The sequence below is a fragment of the Enterobacter sp. UCD-UG_FMILLET genome, from assembly GCF_000762975.1.
Taxonomy (GTDB): domain Bacteria; phylum Pseudomonadota; class Gammaproteobacteria; order Enterobacterales; family Enterobacteriaceae; genus Enterobacter; species Enterobacter dykesii.
On sequence record NZ_JRJC01000036.1, the window covers coordinates 211,812 to 226,727 of the forward strand.

15 protein-coding genes, 3 tRNA genes and 1 pseudogene are annotated in these 14,916 nt (G+C 54.4%); 7 read left to right on the top strand and 12 right to left on the bottom strand.

Going from position 1 to position 14,916, the window contains the following annotated elements; translation table 11 throughout:
* Nucleotides 1-143: 143 nt before the first annotated feature.
* A complete protein-coding gene (locus LA04_RS16075; protein WP_047652366.1) occupies nt 144-812 on the bottom strand; it encodes a YecA/YgfB family protein in 669 nt (222 codons plus the stop codon).
* Nucleotides 813-1,237: 425 nt separating this feature from the next.
* Here LA04_RS16075 and LA04_RS16080 point away from each other — a divergent pair, with 425 nt between their 5' ends.
* The 5 genes from LA04_RS16080 (at nt 1,238) to LA04_RS16100 (ending at nt 6,244) form a co-directional block, all read left to right on the top strand.
* A complete protein-coding gene (locus tag LA04_RS16080; protein WP_023312277.1) occupies nt 1,238-2,359 on the top strand; it encodes a branched-chain amino acid ABC transporter substrate-binding protein in 1,122 nt (373 codons plus the stop codon).
* 99 nt (nt 2,360-2,458) lie between these two features.
* On the top strand, nt 2,459-3,373 hold the full coding sequence (locus tag LA04_RS16085) for an ABC transporter permease subunit (protein WP_047652367.1): 915 nt from the start codon (nt 2,459-2,461) through the stop codon (nt 3,371-3,373).
* 11 nt (nt 3,374-3,384) lie between these two features.
* Nucleotides 3,385-4,659 (top strand): high-affinity branched-chain amino acid ABC transporter permease LivM, encoded by a 1,275-nt coding sequence (gene livM, locus LA04_RS16090; protein WP_047652368.1) that lies wholly within the window; start codon nt 3,385-3,387, stop codon nt 4,657-4,659.
* Nucleotides 4,656-5,531 (top strand): ATP-binding cassette domain-containing protein, encoded by an 876-nt coding sequence (locus LA04_RS16095; RefSeq protein ID WP_047652369.1) that lies wholly within the window; start codon nt 4,656-4,658, stop codon nt 5,529-5,531. The genes livM and LA04_RS16095 overlap by 4 nt, the downstream gene beginning before the upstream one ends.
* Nucleotides 5,528-6,244 carry an ABC transporter ATP-binding protein gene (locus LA04_RS16100; RefSeq protein WP_047652370.1) on the top strand — a complete coding sequence of 239 codons (717 nt, stop codon included), beginning with the start codon at nt 5,528-5,530 and terminating at the stop codon, nt 6,242-6,244. Before LA04_RS16095 ends, LA04_RS16100 begins: the two co-directional genes overlap by 4 nt.
* An 83-nt stretch (nt 6,245-6,327) precedes the next feature.
* Here the strand turns inward: LA04_RS16100 and LA04_RS16105 are convergent.
* From LA04_RS16105 to uvrY, 6 genes are all read right to left on the bottom strand, one after another.
* Nucleotides 6,328-6,414, bottom strand: a tRNA-Leu gene (locus LA04_RS16105).
* Between the two features lie 12 nt (nt 6,415-6,426).
* Nucleotides 6,427-6,500 (bottom strand) — tRNA-Cys (locus tag LA04_RS16110).
* A gap of 46 nt (nt 6,501-6,546) precedes the next feature.
* A tRNA-Gly gene (locus LA04_RS16115) sits at nt 6,547-6,622 on the bottom strand.
* A 152-nt stretch (nt 6,623-6,774) separates the two neighbouring features.
* Nucleotides 6,775-7,323, bottom strand: a complete 549-nt coding sequence (gene pgsA / locus LA04_RS16120) for a CDP-diacylglycerol--glycerol-3-phosphate 3-phosphatidyltransferase (RefSeq protein ID WP_008500348.1) — start codon at nt 7,321-7,323, stop codon at nt 6,775-6,777.
* Nucleotides 7,324-7,379: 56 nt separating this feature from the next.
* Nucleotides 7,380-9,212 (bottom strand): excinuclease ABC subunit UvrC, encoded by a 1,833-nt coding sequence (gene uvrC / locus LA04_RS16125; protein ID WP_029741944.1) that lies wholly within the window; start codon nt 9,210-9,212, stop codon nt 7,380-7,382.
* Nucleotides 9,209-9,865 (bottom strand): UvrY/SirA/GacA family response regulator transcription factor, encoded by a 657-nt coding sequence (gene uvrY, locus LA04_RS16130; protein WP_013096026.1) that lies wholly within the window; start codon nt 9,863-9,865, stop codon nt 9,209-9,211. The genes uvrC and uvrY overlap by 4 nt, the downstream gene beginning before the upstream one ends.
* 372 nt (nt 9,866-10,237) lie before the next feature.
* Between uvrY and LA04_RS25300 the strand changes: the two are divergent.
* Both LA04_RS25300 and LA04_RS16135 read left to right on the top strand, forming a co-directional pair.
* A pseudogene (locus tag LA04_RS25300) lies at nt 10,238-10,306 on the top strand (hypothetical protein); the annotation flags it as partial.
* Between the two features lie 25 nt (nt 10,307-10,331).
* Nucleotides 10,332-10,556 (top strand): DUF2594 family protein, encoded by a 225-nt coding sequence (locus tag LA04_RS16135; protein ID WP_008500345.1) that lies wholly within the window; start codon nt 10,332-10,334, stop codon nt 10,554-10,556.
* Nucleotides 10,557-10,622: 66 nt separating this feature from the next.
* Here LA04_RS16135 and sdiA read toward each other — a convergent pair whose 3' ends face one another.
* The 5 genes from sdiA to tcyJ form a co-directional block, all read right to left on the bottom strand.
* Complete coding sequence (gene sdiA, locus LA04_RS16140) at nt 10,623-11,345, bottom strand: transcriptional regulator SdiA (protein ID WP_047652371.1); 723 nt, start codon at nt 11,343-11,345, stop codon at nt 10,623-10,625.
* Between the two features lie 221 nt (nt 11,346-11,566).
* Nucleotides 11,567-12,319: an L-cystine ABC transporter ATP-binding protein TcyN gene (tcyN, locus tag LA04_RS16145; RefSeq protein WP_047652372.1), complete on the bottom strand. Its 753-nt coding sequence runs from the start codon at nt 12,317-12,319 to the stop codon at nt 11,567-11,569.
* Nucleotides 12,316-12,984 (bottom strand): cystine ABC transporter permease, encoded by a 669-nt coding sequence (gene tcyL / locus LA04_RS16150; RefSeq protein WP_028019576.1) that lies wholly within the window; start codon nt 12,982-12,984, stop codon nt 12,316-12,318. Before tcyL ends, tcyN begins: the two co-directional genes overlap by 4 nt.
* Before the next feature lie 21 nt (nt 12,985-13,005).
* The gene (dcyD, locus tag LA04_RS16155) at nt 13,006-13,992 is read right to left on the bottom strand and encodes a D-cysteine desulfhydrase (RefSeq protein WP_047652373.1); all 987 of its coding nucleotides are present in this window, start codon (nt 13,990-13,992) and stop codon (nt 13,006-13,008) included.
* A 107-nt stretch (nt 13,993-14,099) separates the two neighbouring features.
* Entirely contained in the window at nt 14,100-14,900 is an 801-nt protein-coding gene (tcyJ, locus tag LA04_RS16160) for a cystine ABC transporter substrate-binding protein (RefSeq protein ID WP_047652374.1), read from the bottom strand.
* Between the last annotated feature and the right edge of the window lie 16 nt (nt 14,901-14,916).

Here is a 14,916-nt window from a genome sequence, read left to right on the forward strand (position 1 = left end):
CAACAATAGACATTCAGCTTATTCACGGTCTGATACGCCTTGCCATATAAGGGGCCTCGACGGCCCCTTATCTCGTTCACAGGTTAAGAACGTATTACCTTCTACTGGTCTTAAGGTGAACGAACCAAAGCCACAAAAATGTTTCAGTGCAAACAGCAGCTCTTAAACTTCTTCCCGCTGCCGCAAGGACACGGATCGTTACGCCCGACCTTCGTGCCGTTCACCGTCGGCTTCTTCGCTTCCGGCTGCTGCGGGTTGTTTACCCAGTAGTTATACAGGCGCAGCGCCGCAGGCTGGATGCTTTCGATGCTGGCGATGTACTCCTCTTCGGACAGTTCATCCAGCTTCTCGCTGTTCTCTTCCGTCCCGTGCAGGGCAATCACGTCAAGATCGGCCTTAAGGGCTTCCGGCAAGGCTGACCAGTCCGTCAGCGCCACGCCGCGCATATAGCCATAGCACCACTCTTCCACCACAGTATAGCTCTCACCGTCCACGTCGTTATAACCGAACATCGGTTCAAACTGATCCGGGTACTCGCTCAGGCGCTCGGCAATATCGTTCATGTGCTTAAAGCAGAGATCGATAAAACGGTTCATCTCACGATCGTTTTTCCAGCGCGGAATGTACTTCTCGCCACCCCACACCGCCACCAGCCAGGCATCTGGCTCAACGACAACAGGACCGGAAAGCACTGCGGTAAGCATGCCGTCCAGTTCGGACACGTCAATCACGGACGCGTCATCATGACCGTAAGACATTAACGTCTCTTCAAGCCACGCCATCTCGCTTTCATTCAATGGGCCTTCAGTCATCGCTGATACTCCTGCAAAAAAGGAAACGATCCTAACACATATCTCACGCCTCTCCGGGCTGAAGTTTAGGTCTTTATTGCTGCAAAAACGTGCAAACCGTGACCTTTGCACAACTTATGGGCTTTATTGTTAACGATATGTGATCTCCGCTGTAATTTCTTCTCCTCCCGCAAGGCGGCATAACGCGGCGCTCTATACTCAAACATGTCGCAAGCTCGTCAATGGGTTAACCATTCTGGCAACGTTTTTGCTTAACGTTCTTCGTGCGCCTCTGTGCAGGGAAATCTCGCCGTAATATGCAGGATGCCATCTGTATCTTGTTCGTTTAGTGCATTTTGTTCTTGCTCGTGTTTCGGATTGGCTGCGCCGTCGGGCGTTCGGGTTTACGCCGTGGTGCAAAAACCTCTTTGCTAAGGAACATAATAATGTCGCTGAAATTTATCAGAACTCCTCTTTCTCTTGTGTTGGCCGGTTGCCTGGTGACGGCGTTTTCCGCCCGGGCAGATATTGTGATTGGCGTGGCCGGGCCGTTCACGGGTCCCAATGCGACCTATGGCGATCAGTACTGGCATGGCGCAACGCAGGCTGCTGAAGACATTAATGCCGCAGGCGGCATTAACGGCGAGAAGATCAAACTGGTTCAGGGGGATGACGCCTGCGAGCCCAAGCAGGCCGTCGCCGTCGCCAACCGTTTAGTTGACCAGGATAAAGTCAACGCCGTGGTCGGCCATTTCTGCTCCTCTTCCACCATGCCCGCCTCCGAGGTGTACAGCGATGCGGGGATTATCGCCATCACCCCAGGCTCAACTAACCCGCTGATCACCGAACGCGGCATGAGCGATATGTTCCGCATGTGCGGACGCGATGACCAGCAGGGTCAGGTTGCCAGCGACTTCATCATCGACAAGCTGAAAGCCAAACGCGTGGTCATCATTCACGATAAAGACACCTATGGTCAGGGCCTGGCTGACGCCACCAAAGCGGCGCTGGCTAAACGCGGGGTTCAGGATGTGATGTATGAAGGGTTATCCCGCGGTGAAAAAGACTTTAACGCGCTGGTGACCAAGATCGGCGCGCAAAAACCGGACGTCGTATTCTTCGGTGGCTGTCACCCGGAAGCCGGCCCGCTGGTTCGCCAGATGCGTGAACAGGGCGTGCAGGCGAAATTCTTCTCCGGCGACTGTATTGTCAACGAAGAGATGGTGACCGCCGCGGGTGGCCCGCAATACACCAACGGCATTTACATGACCTTCGGTAAAGATCCGCGCCTTATCCCGGACGGTAAAGCGGTTATCGAGAAATTCCGCGCTGGTAAATTCGAGCCGGAAGGTTACACCCTTTACTCCTATGCCTCCGTACAGGCCATAGCCGCGGCCTTCAAGGCCACCGGTGGCAAGGACTCTGCCAAAGCCAGCGAGTGGCTGAAAGCCAATTCCGTCGACACGGTGATGGGCAAAAAAGCCTGGGACAGCAAAGGCGATCTGAAAGTGTCTGACTACGTGGTTTACCAGTGGGACGACAAAGGAAAATATAAGGAAGTGCAGTAACGGGACGGAGTCACGCTCAACGTCGGCGGGTTTGCCCGCCGGCGCGTAATAAACATCAGGCTGCGCGCTTCGCGCAGCCTATAAAACGAGCGCGCTAAGATGAGTACATTCTTCCTGCAACAGTTAATTAATGGCTTAACGCTGGGCTCCGTATACGGTTTAATCGCCATCGGCTACACCATGGTGTACGGCATTATTGGGATGATCAACTTCGCCCACGGCGAAGTGTATATGATTTCCGCCTATCTCTGCGCCATCGGCCTGGCGCTGCTCTCGTTCTTCGGTCTGCAGTCGTTCCCGCTGCTGATCCTTGGGACGCTGGTGTTCACCATCGTGGTCACCGGGGTGTACGGCTGGACCATCGAACGTATCGCCTACAAGCCGCTGCGCAACTCCACGCGCCTGGCACCGCTGATCTCCGCCATCGGAATGTCGCTTATCCTGCAAAACTACGCGCAGCTGAGCCAGGGTCCGCGTCAGCAAGGGGTGCCAACCATGCTGGACGGGGTGATTCGCCTGCATCTGGGCGACGGGTTCGTGCAGATAACCTACACCAAAGTGTTTATCCTGGTTGCCTCGTTTGCCGGGATGCTGGTGCTCACCTGGGTTATCAACCATACCCGGCTGGGCCGGATGTGCCGCGCGGTCCAGCAGGATCGTAAGATGGCCTCCATTCTGGGGATTAACACCGACCGGATTATTTCGCTGGTCTTTGTCATCGGCGCGGCGATGGCTGGTCTGGCGGGGGTGTTGATCACCATGAATTACGGCACCTTTGATTTCTACGTCGGGTTCGTGATCGGCATTAAAGCCTTTACTGCAGCGGTGCTCGGCGGCATCGGTTCCCTCCCCGGCGCCATGCTCGGTGGCCTTATCCTGGGAGTGGCGGAAGCCCAGTTCTCGGGCATGGTGAATTCGGACTATAAAGACGTCTTCTCGTTTGGCCTGCTGGTCATGATCCTGATTTTCCGTCCTCAGGGGCTGCTTGGGCGCCCGATTGTGGCCAAAGTGTGAGGGAGAGAATGATGACATCACACGGTTTTTCACTTAAACGCTGCATCCAGGACGCGATTTTTTCCGGGCTGATTGCGCTGATTATTTTCGGCCCCATTGCGGGCGTGGTGCTGGACGGATACAGCTTTAACTTCGCCGGGCAGCGGCTGGCCTGGATGGTCGGCACCGTCATGCTCGGGCGTTTTCTGTTGAGCGCTTTTTTAGGTACCGCCGCGGGCGCCCGTTTTCAGGCGCGCTTCGAAGCCGATAGCGCGGGCGTATATGTCCGGCCGCCGGAATATAAAAGCCGCATGCGCTGGATTATTCCTCTGGTGATTGCTCTTGCGATTTGCTTTCCATTTGTCGCCACTAAATATGTGCTGACCGTCGCCATTCTCGGGCTGATCTACGTGCTTCTCGGCCTGGGGCTGAATATCGTCGTGGGTCTGGCCGGCCTGCTGGATCTGGGATATGTCGCGTTCTACGCAATTGGCGCTTACGGTCTGGCGCTGGGATACCAGTATCTCGGCTTAGGCTTCTGGAGCATGCTGCCGCTGGCGGCCATCATGGCCGCCGCCGCAGGCGCCCTGCTCGGCTTCCCGGTACTGCGCATGCACGGTGACTATCTGGCCATCGTCACCCTCGGGTTCGGGGAGATCATTCGCCTGATACTGAACAACTGGTTGACCTTCACCGGCGGCCCAAACGGCGTCTCGGCCCCTCCCCCCACCTTTTTCGGCCTGGAATTTGGGCGACGCGCGAAAGAAGGCGGCGTGCCCTTCCACGAATTTTTCCACCTGACCTACAACCCGAACATGAAGTTTATTTTTATCTACGCGGTGCTGTTCCTGGTGGTGATGCTGGTGCTCTATATCAAGCACCGCCTGACGCGGATGCCGATTGGTCGGGCGTGGGAAGCCCTGCGTGAAGACGAAATAGCGTGCCGATCAATGGGGTTAAATCATGTTCTGGTTAAGCTGTCGGCCTTTACGCTGGGCGCCTCGACCGCGGGCATTGCCGGAGTGTTCTTCGCCACCTATCAGGGGTTCGTGAATCCCACCTCCTTTACCTTCTTTGAATCGGCGCTGATCCTCGCCATTGTGGTGCTGGGCGGTATGGGCTCTACGCTAGGCGTGGTGCTTGCCGCCTTTGTGCTCACGGTCACGCCGGAACTGCTGCGCAGTTTTGCCGAGTACCGCGTCCTGCTGTTTGGCATGCTCATGGTGGTGATGATGATCTGGCGTCCACGCGGTTTGATCCGCATTAACCGCAGCGGGTTTGCCGTGCGTAAGGGCGTAGCGCCATGAACGGAACGATATTGCGCGTTGAACATCTGATGATGCACTTCGGCGGGATTAAGGCGCTAAACGACGTCAATCTGGACGTACAGCGCGGCTCAATTACCGCCCTGATTGGGCCAAACGGGGCGGGAAAAACTACCGTGTTTAACTGTCTGACGGGCTTCTACAGAGCCTCCGGCGGCAACATTTTATTTAATACCCGCAACAAAACGACCAACGTTATTCAGGTCCTCGGACAAAAATTCCAGCCGGGTGACTGGATTAACCCCGCGCAGTTCGGGCAGCGTCTGTTCTACAAAATGTTCGGCGGAACGCATCTGGTCAACCGCGCAGGGCTGGCGCGCACGTTCCAAAATATCCGTCTTTTTCGCGAGATGTCGGTCGTGGAAAACCTGCTGGTCGCGCAGCATATGTGCGTTAACCGCAATCTGCTCGCCGGAATCTTAAATACGCCGGCATACCGGCGGGCGGAAAGCGACGCCCTGGACAGGGCCTTCTACTGGCTGGAAGTGGTGGATCTGGTGGAGTGCGCCAACCGCCTGGCGGGAGAGATGTCGTACGGCCAGCAGCGGCGTCTGGAAATTGCGCGAGCAATGTGCACCGGGCCGGAAATGATCTGTCTGGATGAACCCGCCGCCGGGCTGAACCCGGTTGAAACGCATAAGCTCAGCAGCATTATTCGTTTTCTGCGGGATCATCATGACATCACGGTATTACTGATTGAGCATGATATGGGGATGGTGATGGAAATTTCGGACGACATTATCGTGCTCGACCACGGGGATGTTATTGCCAGGGGAAAACCCGAGCAGATCCAGCATGATGAAAAGGTCATTGCCGCCTACCTAGGTACGGATGAAAGCGAGGTCACCCTATGAGCGAACCGCTGCTGGCATTTCGCGAGGTGGATGTGTTTTACGGCGTCATTCAGGCGCTGAAGCATGTCTCACTCGAGGTGAATAAGGGGGAAACCGTGGCGCTGATTGGCGCAAACGGCGCGGGCAAATCGACATTGCTGATGTCTATCTTCGGCCAGCCCCGTATCCGCAGCGGGCAGATCCTGTTTAGTGGTGAAGATATCAGCCATAAATCCACCCACTACGTCGCGTCCGGCGGCATTGCGCAGGCGCCGGAAGGCAGACGAATCTTCCCGGATATGACCGTTGAAGAGAACCTGCTGATGGGGACCATCCCCATCGGCAGCCAGTTTGCCGCTGAGGATATGCAAACCATGTTTGACCTCTTCCCTCGCCTTAAAGAGCGGCGCAAGCAACGCGCGATGACCATGTCCGGTGGGGAGCAGCAGATGCTGGCGATCGCCCGGGCGCTGATGAGCCGTCCTAAGCTGCTGCTGCTGGATGAACCCAGCCTGGGCTTAGCCCCGATTGTGGTGAAACAGATCTTCCAGACGCTGCGCGAGCTGGCCCGCAACGGCATGACCATCTTTCTGGTGGAGCAGAATGCGCATCACGCGCTGAAGCTTTCCGACCGTGGGTATGTGATGGTGAACGGGCAGATCCGGTTGAGCGGCAGCGGCGAAGAGCTGCTGGGAAATCAGGAGGTGAGGAAGGCGTATCTGGGCGGGGTTTGACTGGCGGATTTCAGGCACAAAAAAACCACCTTTCGGTGGTTTATACGACACTGCTTATTGCTTTGATTATTCTTTGTTTCCCATGGTACCCGGAGTGGGACTTGAACCCACACAGCGCGAACGCCGAGGGATTTTAAATCCCTTGTGTCTACCGATTCCACCATCCGGGCTCGGGAAGAAAGTGGAGGCGCGTTCCGGAGTCGAACCGGACTAGACGGATTTGCAATCCGCTACATAACCGCTTTGCTAACGCGCCGTAAAACTTTTCAAACTGACACCCGCTACTGCGCATGTCTTTAATCTGGAGCGGGAAACGAGACTCGAACTCGCGACCCCGACCTTGGCAAGGTCGTGCTCTACCAACTGAGCTATTCCCGCATGTCATCAAGTAAACATCTAACCACTTGATTTCATTATCGTCCGGCTTGCTGTGCCGCCGTTCGATGCGTTGCATTCTACTGATATGACGTTATGAGTCAACGTTATTTTTTGCATCCCTGGATCGTTTGCTGAAAATTACGGCGAAACGATCACTGATCCAGCAAATCCCCGCGCGCAGCGTTCAAATATTGCAGCATTGACCACAACGTCAGCACTGCCGCCACCCACAGGAGGCCAATCCCCGCCCACTCAACCCAGGCGTTCGGACGCCAGAGCATCCAGACCAGCGCCGCCATCTGCGCCGTCGTTTTCACTTTACCAATCCAGGAGACCGCCACGCTGCTGCGTTTCCCCAGTTCCGCCATCCACTCGCGCAGCGCAGAGATAATGATCTCGCGGCCGATCATGGTTGCCGCAGGCAGCGTCACCCACCAGGTATGATAGTGCTCGGCCACGAGCACCATGGCGATCGCGACCATCACTTTGTCCGCCACCGGATCGAGGAAGGCGCCGAAACGGGTGCTTTGATTCCAGCGGCGCGCCAGGTAGCCATCAAACCAGTCTGTTACCGCTGCGATAAGGAAGATCAACGCGCAGGCAAAGGGTGCCCAGACAACCGGCAGGTAAAATGCCAGTACAAAGAACGGGATGAGTACAACACGAAAGAGAGTGAGCAACGTAGGGATATTATATTGCATAGTGACGGTAACTATTTGTTGTCAGTAAAATTTAGCTCTATGTTGCTACAGAGCCCTCAATGTTTCAACGAGTAGTAGATCTTTTCTGCCAGCCCTTGCGAAATACCCGGCACTTTTGCAATTTCCTCCATGCTGGCGTTGAGTAATCCTTGCAATCCGCCCATATATTTCAGCAGCATCTGGCGACGTTTTGGCCCCACGCCTTCAATCGTTTCCAGGCTACTGGTATTTTTCACCTTCGCCCGTTTTTTGCGGTGACCGCTGATGGCATGATCGTGTGATTCATCGCGAATATGCTGGATGACGTGCAGCGCCGGGGAGTCCGGTGGCAGGCTGAAGCCCTCGCCTTCCGGCTCGAAGAACAGTGTCTCCAGACCGGCCTTACGATCGGCCCCTTTTGCGACACCCAGCAGCAGCGGATGGTTTTTGTCCCAGCTGACATCAAGCGATTCAAATACCGCTTTCGCCTGGCCGAGCTGCCCTTTCCCACCGTCAATCAGGATCACATCCGGGATTTTGCTCTCCTCTATGGCTTTACCATAGCGACGACGCAACACCTGATTCATGGCCGCATAGTCATCGCCCGGCGTGATCCCGGTGATGTTATAGCGGCGATACTCGGCGCGCAGTGGGCCATTCGCATCAAACACCACGCAAGACGCCACCGTCTGTTCCCCCATCGTGTGACTGATGTCGAAACACTCCATCCGTTTCACTTCCGGAAGCTTCAGCAGCGTCGCCAGGGCCGCTAAGCGCTGGTGCACCGTCGACTGCTGCGACAGCTTAGTGGTGAGTGCCGTCGCCGCGTTGGTTCGCGCCAGCTTCAGATAACGCGCGCGATCGCCGCGCGGTTTGGTTTGTACATTGACCCGACGGCCCGCCAGTTCAGAGAGCGAATCGGCCAGCAGGGTTTTATCGTCAAGGTTAAAATCGAGCAGGATCTCAGAAGGCAGCGTGCGCATCTGGCTTCCCTGCAGATAGAACTGGCCGACAAAGGTTTCCACCACTTCACCCAGTTCTGTACCACCGGGCACTTTCGGGAAATAGCTGCGGCTGCCGAGCACTTTGCCCTGGCGAATAAACAGCACGTGCACGCAGGCCATCCCGGCGTCAAAGGCTACGCCGATGACGTCAAGATCGTCACCGGTATTCGAGACAAACTGTTTCTCAGTGACTCTGCGCACCGCCTGGATTTGGTCGCGGATACGCGCGGCCTCTTCGAACTCAAGTGCGGCGCTGGCTTTTTCCATCCGCGCGATCAGCTGCGTTAAGACCTGATCGTCTTTTCCGGCTAAGAACAGGCGCACATAATCCACCTGCTGGGCATACTCTTCTTCACTTACCAGCCCTTCCACGCAGGGCCCCAGGCAGCGTCCAATCTGGTACTGCAGGCACGGGCGCGAGCGGTTACGGTAAACGCTGTTTTCACACTGGCGGATCGGGAAGATTTTTTGCAGCAGCGCCAGCGTTTCACGCACGGCATAGCCGTTAGGGAACGGCCCGAAGTATTCGCCCTTAGCGTGTTTTGCACCGCGGTGCATGGCGAGGCGCGGATGGGTGTCGCCGCTCAGAAAAATAAACGGGTAGGATTTATCATCACGCAGCAGGACGTTATAGCGCGGCTGGTAGAGCTTAATATAGTTGTGCTCAAGCAGCAGCGCTTCTGTCTCGGTGTGCGTGACGGTGACATCAATATTCTGAATGAGTGAGACCAGCGCTTCGGTCTTACGGGAGGCCAGGTTACTGCGAAAATAGCTGGAGAGGCGTTTTTTAAGATCTTTTGCCTTCCCCACGTAGATAACCGTACCGCCAGCGTCATACATGCGATAGACGCCAGGCTGGCTGGTTACGGTTTTCAGAAATGCTTTTGAATCGAACACATCACTCACTGACTTAACAACGTCTCCGCATTACACAAACCGTGCCGAATGGCCAGGTGCGTCAGTTCAACGTCGCCATGAATGTTAAGTTTACTGAACATCCGGTAACGATAGCTGTTCACCGTTTTCGGGCTAAGATTCAGCTGTTCCGAGATCTCATTTACCTTCTGACCTTTGGTGATCATCAGCATAATCTGCAATTCACGCTCGGACAAACTGGCAAACGGTGATTCGGTTTTCTCGGGCTCGATCTGACTCAGCGCCATCTGCTGAGCAATGTCGGATGCAATGTAGCGCTGTCCGGCAAACACGGAACGGATTGCATTGACGACTTCCTGCGGCGCAGCACCTTTACTCAGGTAGCCCGCTGCGCCCGCCTGCATCACTTTAGCGGGCAGTGGGTTTTCGGTATGCACGGTCAGCATGATGACTTTGGTATCAACAAAGGTACGCGCGATTTTGCGTGTTGCTTCAAGACCACCGATACCGGGCATGTTCATATCCATCAGTACCACATCGGCCGAGTTTGTGCGGCACCATTTTACCGCATCTTCGCCGCAGCACGCTTCACCGGCAACTTTAATACCTTTAATATCTTCAAGAATGCGTCGTATCCCTGCGCGCACCAGTTCGTGGTCATCAACAAGAAGGACGTTGATCAAAGGAAATGTCTCCAGAATAGGGATAACGCTACTGAGTGATAATTTGGTTTATATTAACGGTTTTCCTCGCAAGATTAAAACGTTAAAAAACCGGCTATTCGATTTTGCTCTCGTTTTTGGAAATTAGGCTGTACAGTCCGTGGAAAGAGAGACCATGCATTCAGGGCTTTTGCAGCTTTTTTTAAGCATCTGTATTCAAAAAGTTACAAAAAACTTGCAGGCTTTTCCTGCAAAAAAACAGATCTCAAATTTTTGTAACAATAATTAACGGCAAGCGTGCCGGGCATAAACAATTAATAGCCTTTAACGGCGGTTAAGTTTACCGGTACGTTCTGTTTACGCAATTAAACATCCACGTAAAAGTACAAAAAACAACCACTGCATTTTTTGCTTCAGCTTGTGGTATACTCCGCCGCCTTGACTTTCGTCGTCGCGCTTTAGCGCCGTTTAATAATGAGGAAAATAAATGAGCACACCTGAATTTGCCACTGCGGAGAATAACCAGGAACTGGCACAGGAAGTAAACTGCCTGAAAGCATTGCTAACGTTGATGCTGCAGGCGATGGGCCAGGCTGATGCCGGTCGTGTGATCATTAAAATGGAAAAACAAATCGCGGAGATGGAAGACCAGGCTGAATCTGCGGTATTTGCTAACACCGTTAAGCAAATCAAACAAGCCTACCGCCAGTAACAAAAAACGGCTGGATGCAGTGCATTCAGCCGTTCCCTCGTCTGTCACGCAGAACGTATTATCCTGTCAGATCAGCCCCGTTGCCGCCGCGTAACACGCAATCTGGGTTTTGTTAGGCGCATTGAATTTCTTCTGCATATTTTTCTGATGGAAGTTAACGGTATTCTCAGAGATAGAGAGAATGATCGCTATTTCCGCTGACGTCTTCCCTTCCGCAGTCCATTTCAGAATTTCGCGCTCGCGTTTGCTGAATTTCATTTCGGGTGGCATGACCATCTCATCTTCAAAACGCACCAGAGAAGTTAAGGCCATTTGCACCAGCATTTGCAACCGCAGTTCTATTTCCTCACGGGCAAAAGGCCCTTCCAGTACACTAGTACGAGAAACAGACAGGAAGCCAAGCGCATGATTAGGCAACATCAGACACTGTGTTATTCCCTCGCGTAAACCGTGGTCCTGCGCGCTGTGCCATAATTCCTGCGCGTCCGCGAATAATGCGTCTGTCCAAGGTAAATGACCCTGAATGAAATTCTCTGGTTTTAAGACGGGATCAATAGCGAAATAGTTCGCGGACTGATATTGCGCCATCCACTGCTTTGGGTAAGTGGTATGCACAGAGATCTTAGGCCGGGTAAACGGCACGGGATGGCGCACGCAGAGCGCGTAACAATCGAATTCAAGCGTCTGAGTTTGTCGCTGTAATTCCTGATATACCTCGTCGACACAGGTCAATTCCTGAAACCGGAGGGAGCAATCCCGTCGCCAGGTGAAAAAGTCTGAATCCTTCATACTTACTAAATGAAGCCTCTGAAAAAATAATCATTATTATGGTGAATATAACCTAACACATAAAACTTTTTTCTAACTACAAAATATCGGCAATAGCACAATTAACTTTGCTATTGATAAGGTTTTTCCGAGCTGGATGGAATAAAAAAACAAACGACAGCCCCCGAAGGGAGAATAATTTGCTCCAGCCTAAATTTCTGGAGCAAATTAGTGCGAAAATGCTACTGCATAAGGAATTTTTCAAGGAACTGACGGGTTCGCGGCTGTTGAGGGTTAGCGAACAGGCTTTTCGCCGGCCCCTGCTCCACAATCCGCCCCTGATCCATGAAGATGGCTCTGTCAGCAACATCGCGTGCAAAGCTCATTTCGTGCGTCACGATCACCATCGTCCGTTTTTCCTGCGCCAGCTGGCGAATGGTGTTCAGCACCTCACCCACCAGTTCCGGATCGAGCGCAGAGGTCGGTTCATCAAAAAGGATCACGTCAGGGCGCATAGCCAGCGCGCGCGCTATCGCCACACGCTGCTGTTGTCCGCCAGACAGACGGCGCGGATAGCTGGTCTCTTTCCCCGCCAGCCCAACTTTGGCGAGCAGTTCACGAGCCCGCGCAGTCGCTTCCTCTTTTGGCTCACCTTTAACGATAACCGGTCCTTCGATGATGTTCTCCAGCACCGTACGGTGCGGGAAGAGGTTAAAGTTCTGGAAAACGAAGCCGACATGCTGGCGCAGGCGGCGAATTAACCCTTTCTGCTGACTAATGGATTTCCCGGTATCAATCGTTATGTCCCCTACCCGAATGGTGCCGCCTTCCGGCTGTTCTAGCAGGTTAATACTGCGCAGCAGCGTCGTCTTTCCCGAACCGCTCGGTCCGATAATCGCCACCACTTCACCCTGCTCGACTTCAAGATCGATACCGTGGAGCACCGTTTGACCGTGGAATTTTTTCACCAGGTTTTTGACGTCGATAGCACTCATTTTGGATCACGCTCCTGGCGGTTAAGCTGGTTTTCGAAGTAGTTTTGTAGAGCAGACAGCACCGTCGCCATCACCCAGTAAATCAGCGAGGCGGCCAGATACATGGTAAAGACTTCAAGCGTGCGCGAAGTAATGAGCTGCGCCTGACGGAACAGTTCCGGTACCTGAATCGTTGCCGCCAGGGACGTATCTTTAACCAGGCTAATGAAGCTGTTACTCAGCGGTGGAAGCGCCACGCGTGCCGCCTGCGGCAGAATGGCCCGACGCAGCGTCTGCCATGGCGTCATCCCGATACTGGCCGCCGCCTCCCACTGCCCTTTGTCAATGGAGGAGATCGCTGCTCGCAGGGTTTCTGAGGTGTACGCCGCGGTATTGAGCGACAAACCAATCATCGCTGCCGGAATCGGATCCAGCTCGATACCAAACTGCGGCAAACCGTAGTAAATCATAAAGAGCTGGGCGATAAGCGGCGTGCCGCGAAACACGGAGATATAAAAACGCGCCAGCCAGCGTACCGGCAGGACGGGTGACATGCGCATTAGTGCCAGCACAAATCCCAGCACCAGGCCGAAGAACATCCCGCCGATACTGAGCTGTAACGTAAATACCGCACCTTTCAGCAGATACGGCAGAGAATCAATAACCAGTTGAATACTTTCTTGCATTATTATTTTTCGACCTGATTTTTAGACATGAGGATGGTAGGCAAACAGCGCAGGCGCCCCGCCGGTATGGACAAATAAAATCGGCCCTTCATCCTTAAAGCGTTTCTGCGCAATGCCGTCAATCAGTCCGGCCATCGCTTTGCCGGTATAGACCGGATCGAGCAGTATCCCCTCGAGGCGCGCCAGCAGCTTCACCGCTTCCATGCCCTCTTCGTTAGGCGTACCGTAACCCGGCGCAAAATAGTCGTCCCAGAGCAGAATATCGGCCTTTGCCTTCAGCTCGAGCTGCGCGGCTACCGCCTGCTGTAAAGTGACCACTTTTGGCTTCTGGTCCGCGACGCTGCGGGACACCGTCACGCCAATCAGCTCGACGTCCGGCAGCAGTTGTTCCAGCCCCACCGCCAGCCCGGCATGCGTGCCCGCGCTGCCGGACGCGACAACCACGGAGGAGAGGCTCACCGCGCCCTCGCACTGCTGCGCGATTTCCAGCGCACTTTCCACATACCCCAGCGCGCCCAGGGCGTTCGAGCCGCCGACGGGGATAACGTAGGGGCGGAAACCCTGCGCTTCCAGACGCGTCGCCAGCTCGTCAAGCTGAGCGGCCGGGTTGGTCAACGCATCCACCATCTCAACCTGCACGTTAAACAGGTCCAGCAGCAGGCGGTTACCGTTGGTGAGATAGTTTTCTGCCCGCGTGCCAATCGGGTTTTCCAGCAATGCCACGCAGTGGAGTCCGAGCTTTGCCGCCACTGCCGCCGTCTGACGAACGTGGTTGGACTGGATAGCCCCGGCGGTAATGAGCGTATCCGCGCCTTCGCGCAGTGCGTCGGCCGCCAGAAACTCCAGCTTGCGCAGCTTATTGCCCCCCATCGCCATCGGCGTCACGTCATCACGCTTAATAAAAATATCGCGGCCTAAATAATCAGAAAATCGCGGCAGGTACTCCAGCGGCGTTGGCGCGCCGATAAACTCCAGGCGGGGAAAGCGCGTTAAATTCTGTAGTGGCATGGGTTCTCCGGTAACTCAGACAAAATGTGATATTTTTCATTATGCACGCAGACGCGTAAGAAATAAAAAAGGCGCTTTTAAAAGCGCCTTTTTTTACGTCAAAAGACTTATTTGGTGACGTCTGCACCGAACCACTTCTCGGAGAGCGCCTTCAGGCTGCCGTCTTTTTGCATGTCAGCAATCGCGGAATCAATCGCTTTGACCAGGTCTTCGTTACCTTTACGAACGGCAACGCCGGATTCCTGACGAGAGAACGCATCACCCGCTACCGCCAGGGTATTGTTGGTTTTCTTCACCAGATCCAGCGCGGCCAGGCGGTCAACCAGAATGGCGTCGATACGGCCCACGCGCAGATCCTGGTATTTCGTCGGGTCATCATCATAGGTACGGATATCCACGCCCTGCACGTTCTGGCGCAGCCACTCTTCGTAATTGGTACCCAGACCGACACCGACTTTCTTCCCTTTCAGATCCGCAGCCGTTTTGATGGAGCCTTCGTTGCCTTTCTTCACCAGCGCCTGAATACCGGACACGGTGTACGGCGTAGAGAAGTCATATTTCTTCTTACGCTCGTCAGAAATGGTTACCTGATTAATCACCACATCAATACGTTTGGAATCCAGCGACGCCAGCATACCGTCCCATTTGGTCGGTTTCAGTGACGCTTTAACGCCGAGGTGCTTCGCCAGCTCTTCAGCAAACTCCACTTCAAAACCGGTCAGCTTACCGTCATCGCCCTGGAAGCTGAACGGAGGATAGGTTCCTTCCAGCCCGACCAGCAGCGTACCGCGCTCTTTTACTTTATTCAGCAGGTTTTCTGCGGCGAACGTTTTCACGCTCATGCCCGCAACCAGCGCAACGGCCATAACACCCATCAGCGCCTGACGACCCAGAAGTGCAAATTTCATAAATACCCCGATATAG

Coding starts and splice junctions, on each gene's coding strand:
- tcyN (WP_047652372.1), bottom strand. CDS start 12,319: ATGAGTGCTATCGACGTCAAAAACCTGGTGAAAAAATTCCACGGTCAA.
- LA04_RS16085 (WP_047652367.1), top strand. CDS start 2,459: ATGAGTACATTCTTCCTGCAACAGTTAATTAATGGCTTAACGCTGGGC.
- pgsA (WP_008500348.1), bottom strand. CDS start 7,323: ATGCAATATAATATCCCTACGTTGCTCACTCTCTTTCGTGTTGTACTC.
- tcyJ (WP_047652374.1), bottom strand. CDS start 14,900: ATGAAATTTGCACTTCTGGGTCGTCAGGCGCTGATGGGTGTTATGGCC.
- LA04_RS16135 (WP_008500345.1), top strand. CDS start 10,332: ATGAGCACACCTGAATTTGCCACTGCGGAGAATAACCAGGAACTGGCA.
- LA04_RS16080 (WP_023312277.1), top strand. CDS start 1,238: ATGTCGCTGAAATTTATCAGAACTCCTCTTTCTCTTGTGTTGGCCGGT.
- LA04_RS16075 (WP_047652366.1), bottom strand. CDS start 812: ATGACTGAAGGCCCATTGAATGAAAGCGAGATGGCGTGGCTTGAAGAG.
- livM (WP_047652368.1), top strand. CDS start 3,385: ATGACATCACACGGTTTTTCACTTAAACGCTGCATCCAGGACGCGATT.
- dcyD (WP_047652373.1), bottom strand. CDS start 13,992: ATGCCACTACAGAATTTAACGCGCTTTCCCCGCCTGGAGTTTATCGGC.
- sdiA (WP_047652371.1), bottom strand. CDS start 11,345: ATGAAGGATTCAGACTTTTTCACCTGGCGACGGGATTGCTCCCTCCGG.
- LA04_RS16100 (WP_047652370.1), top strand. CDS start 5,528: ATGAGCGAACCGCTGCTGGCATTTCGCGAGGTGGATGTGTTTTACGGC.
- tcyL (WP_028019576.1), bottom strand. CDS start 12,984: ATGCAAGAAAGTATTCAACTGGTTATTGATTCTCTGCCGTATCTGCTG.
- LA04_RS16095 (WP_047652369.1), top strand. CDS start 4,656: ATGAACGGAACGATATTGCGCGTTGAACATCTGATGATGCACTTCGGC.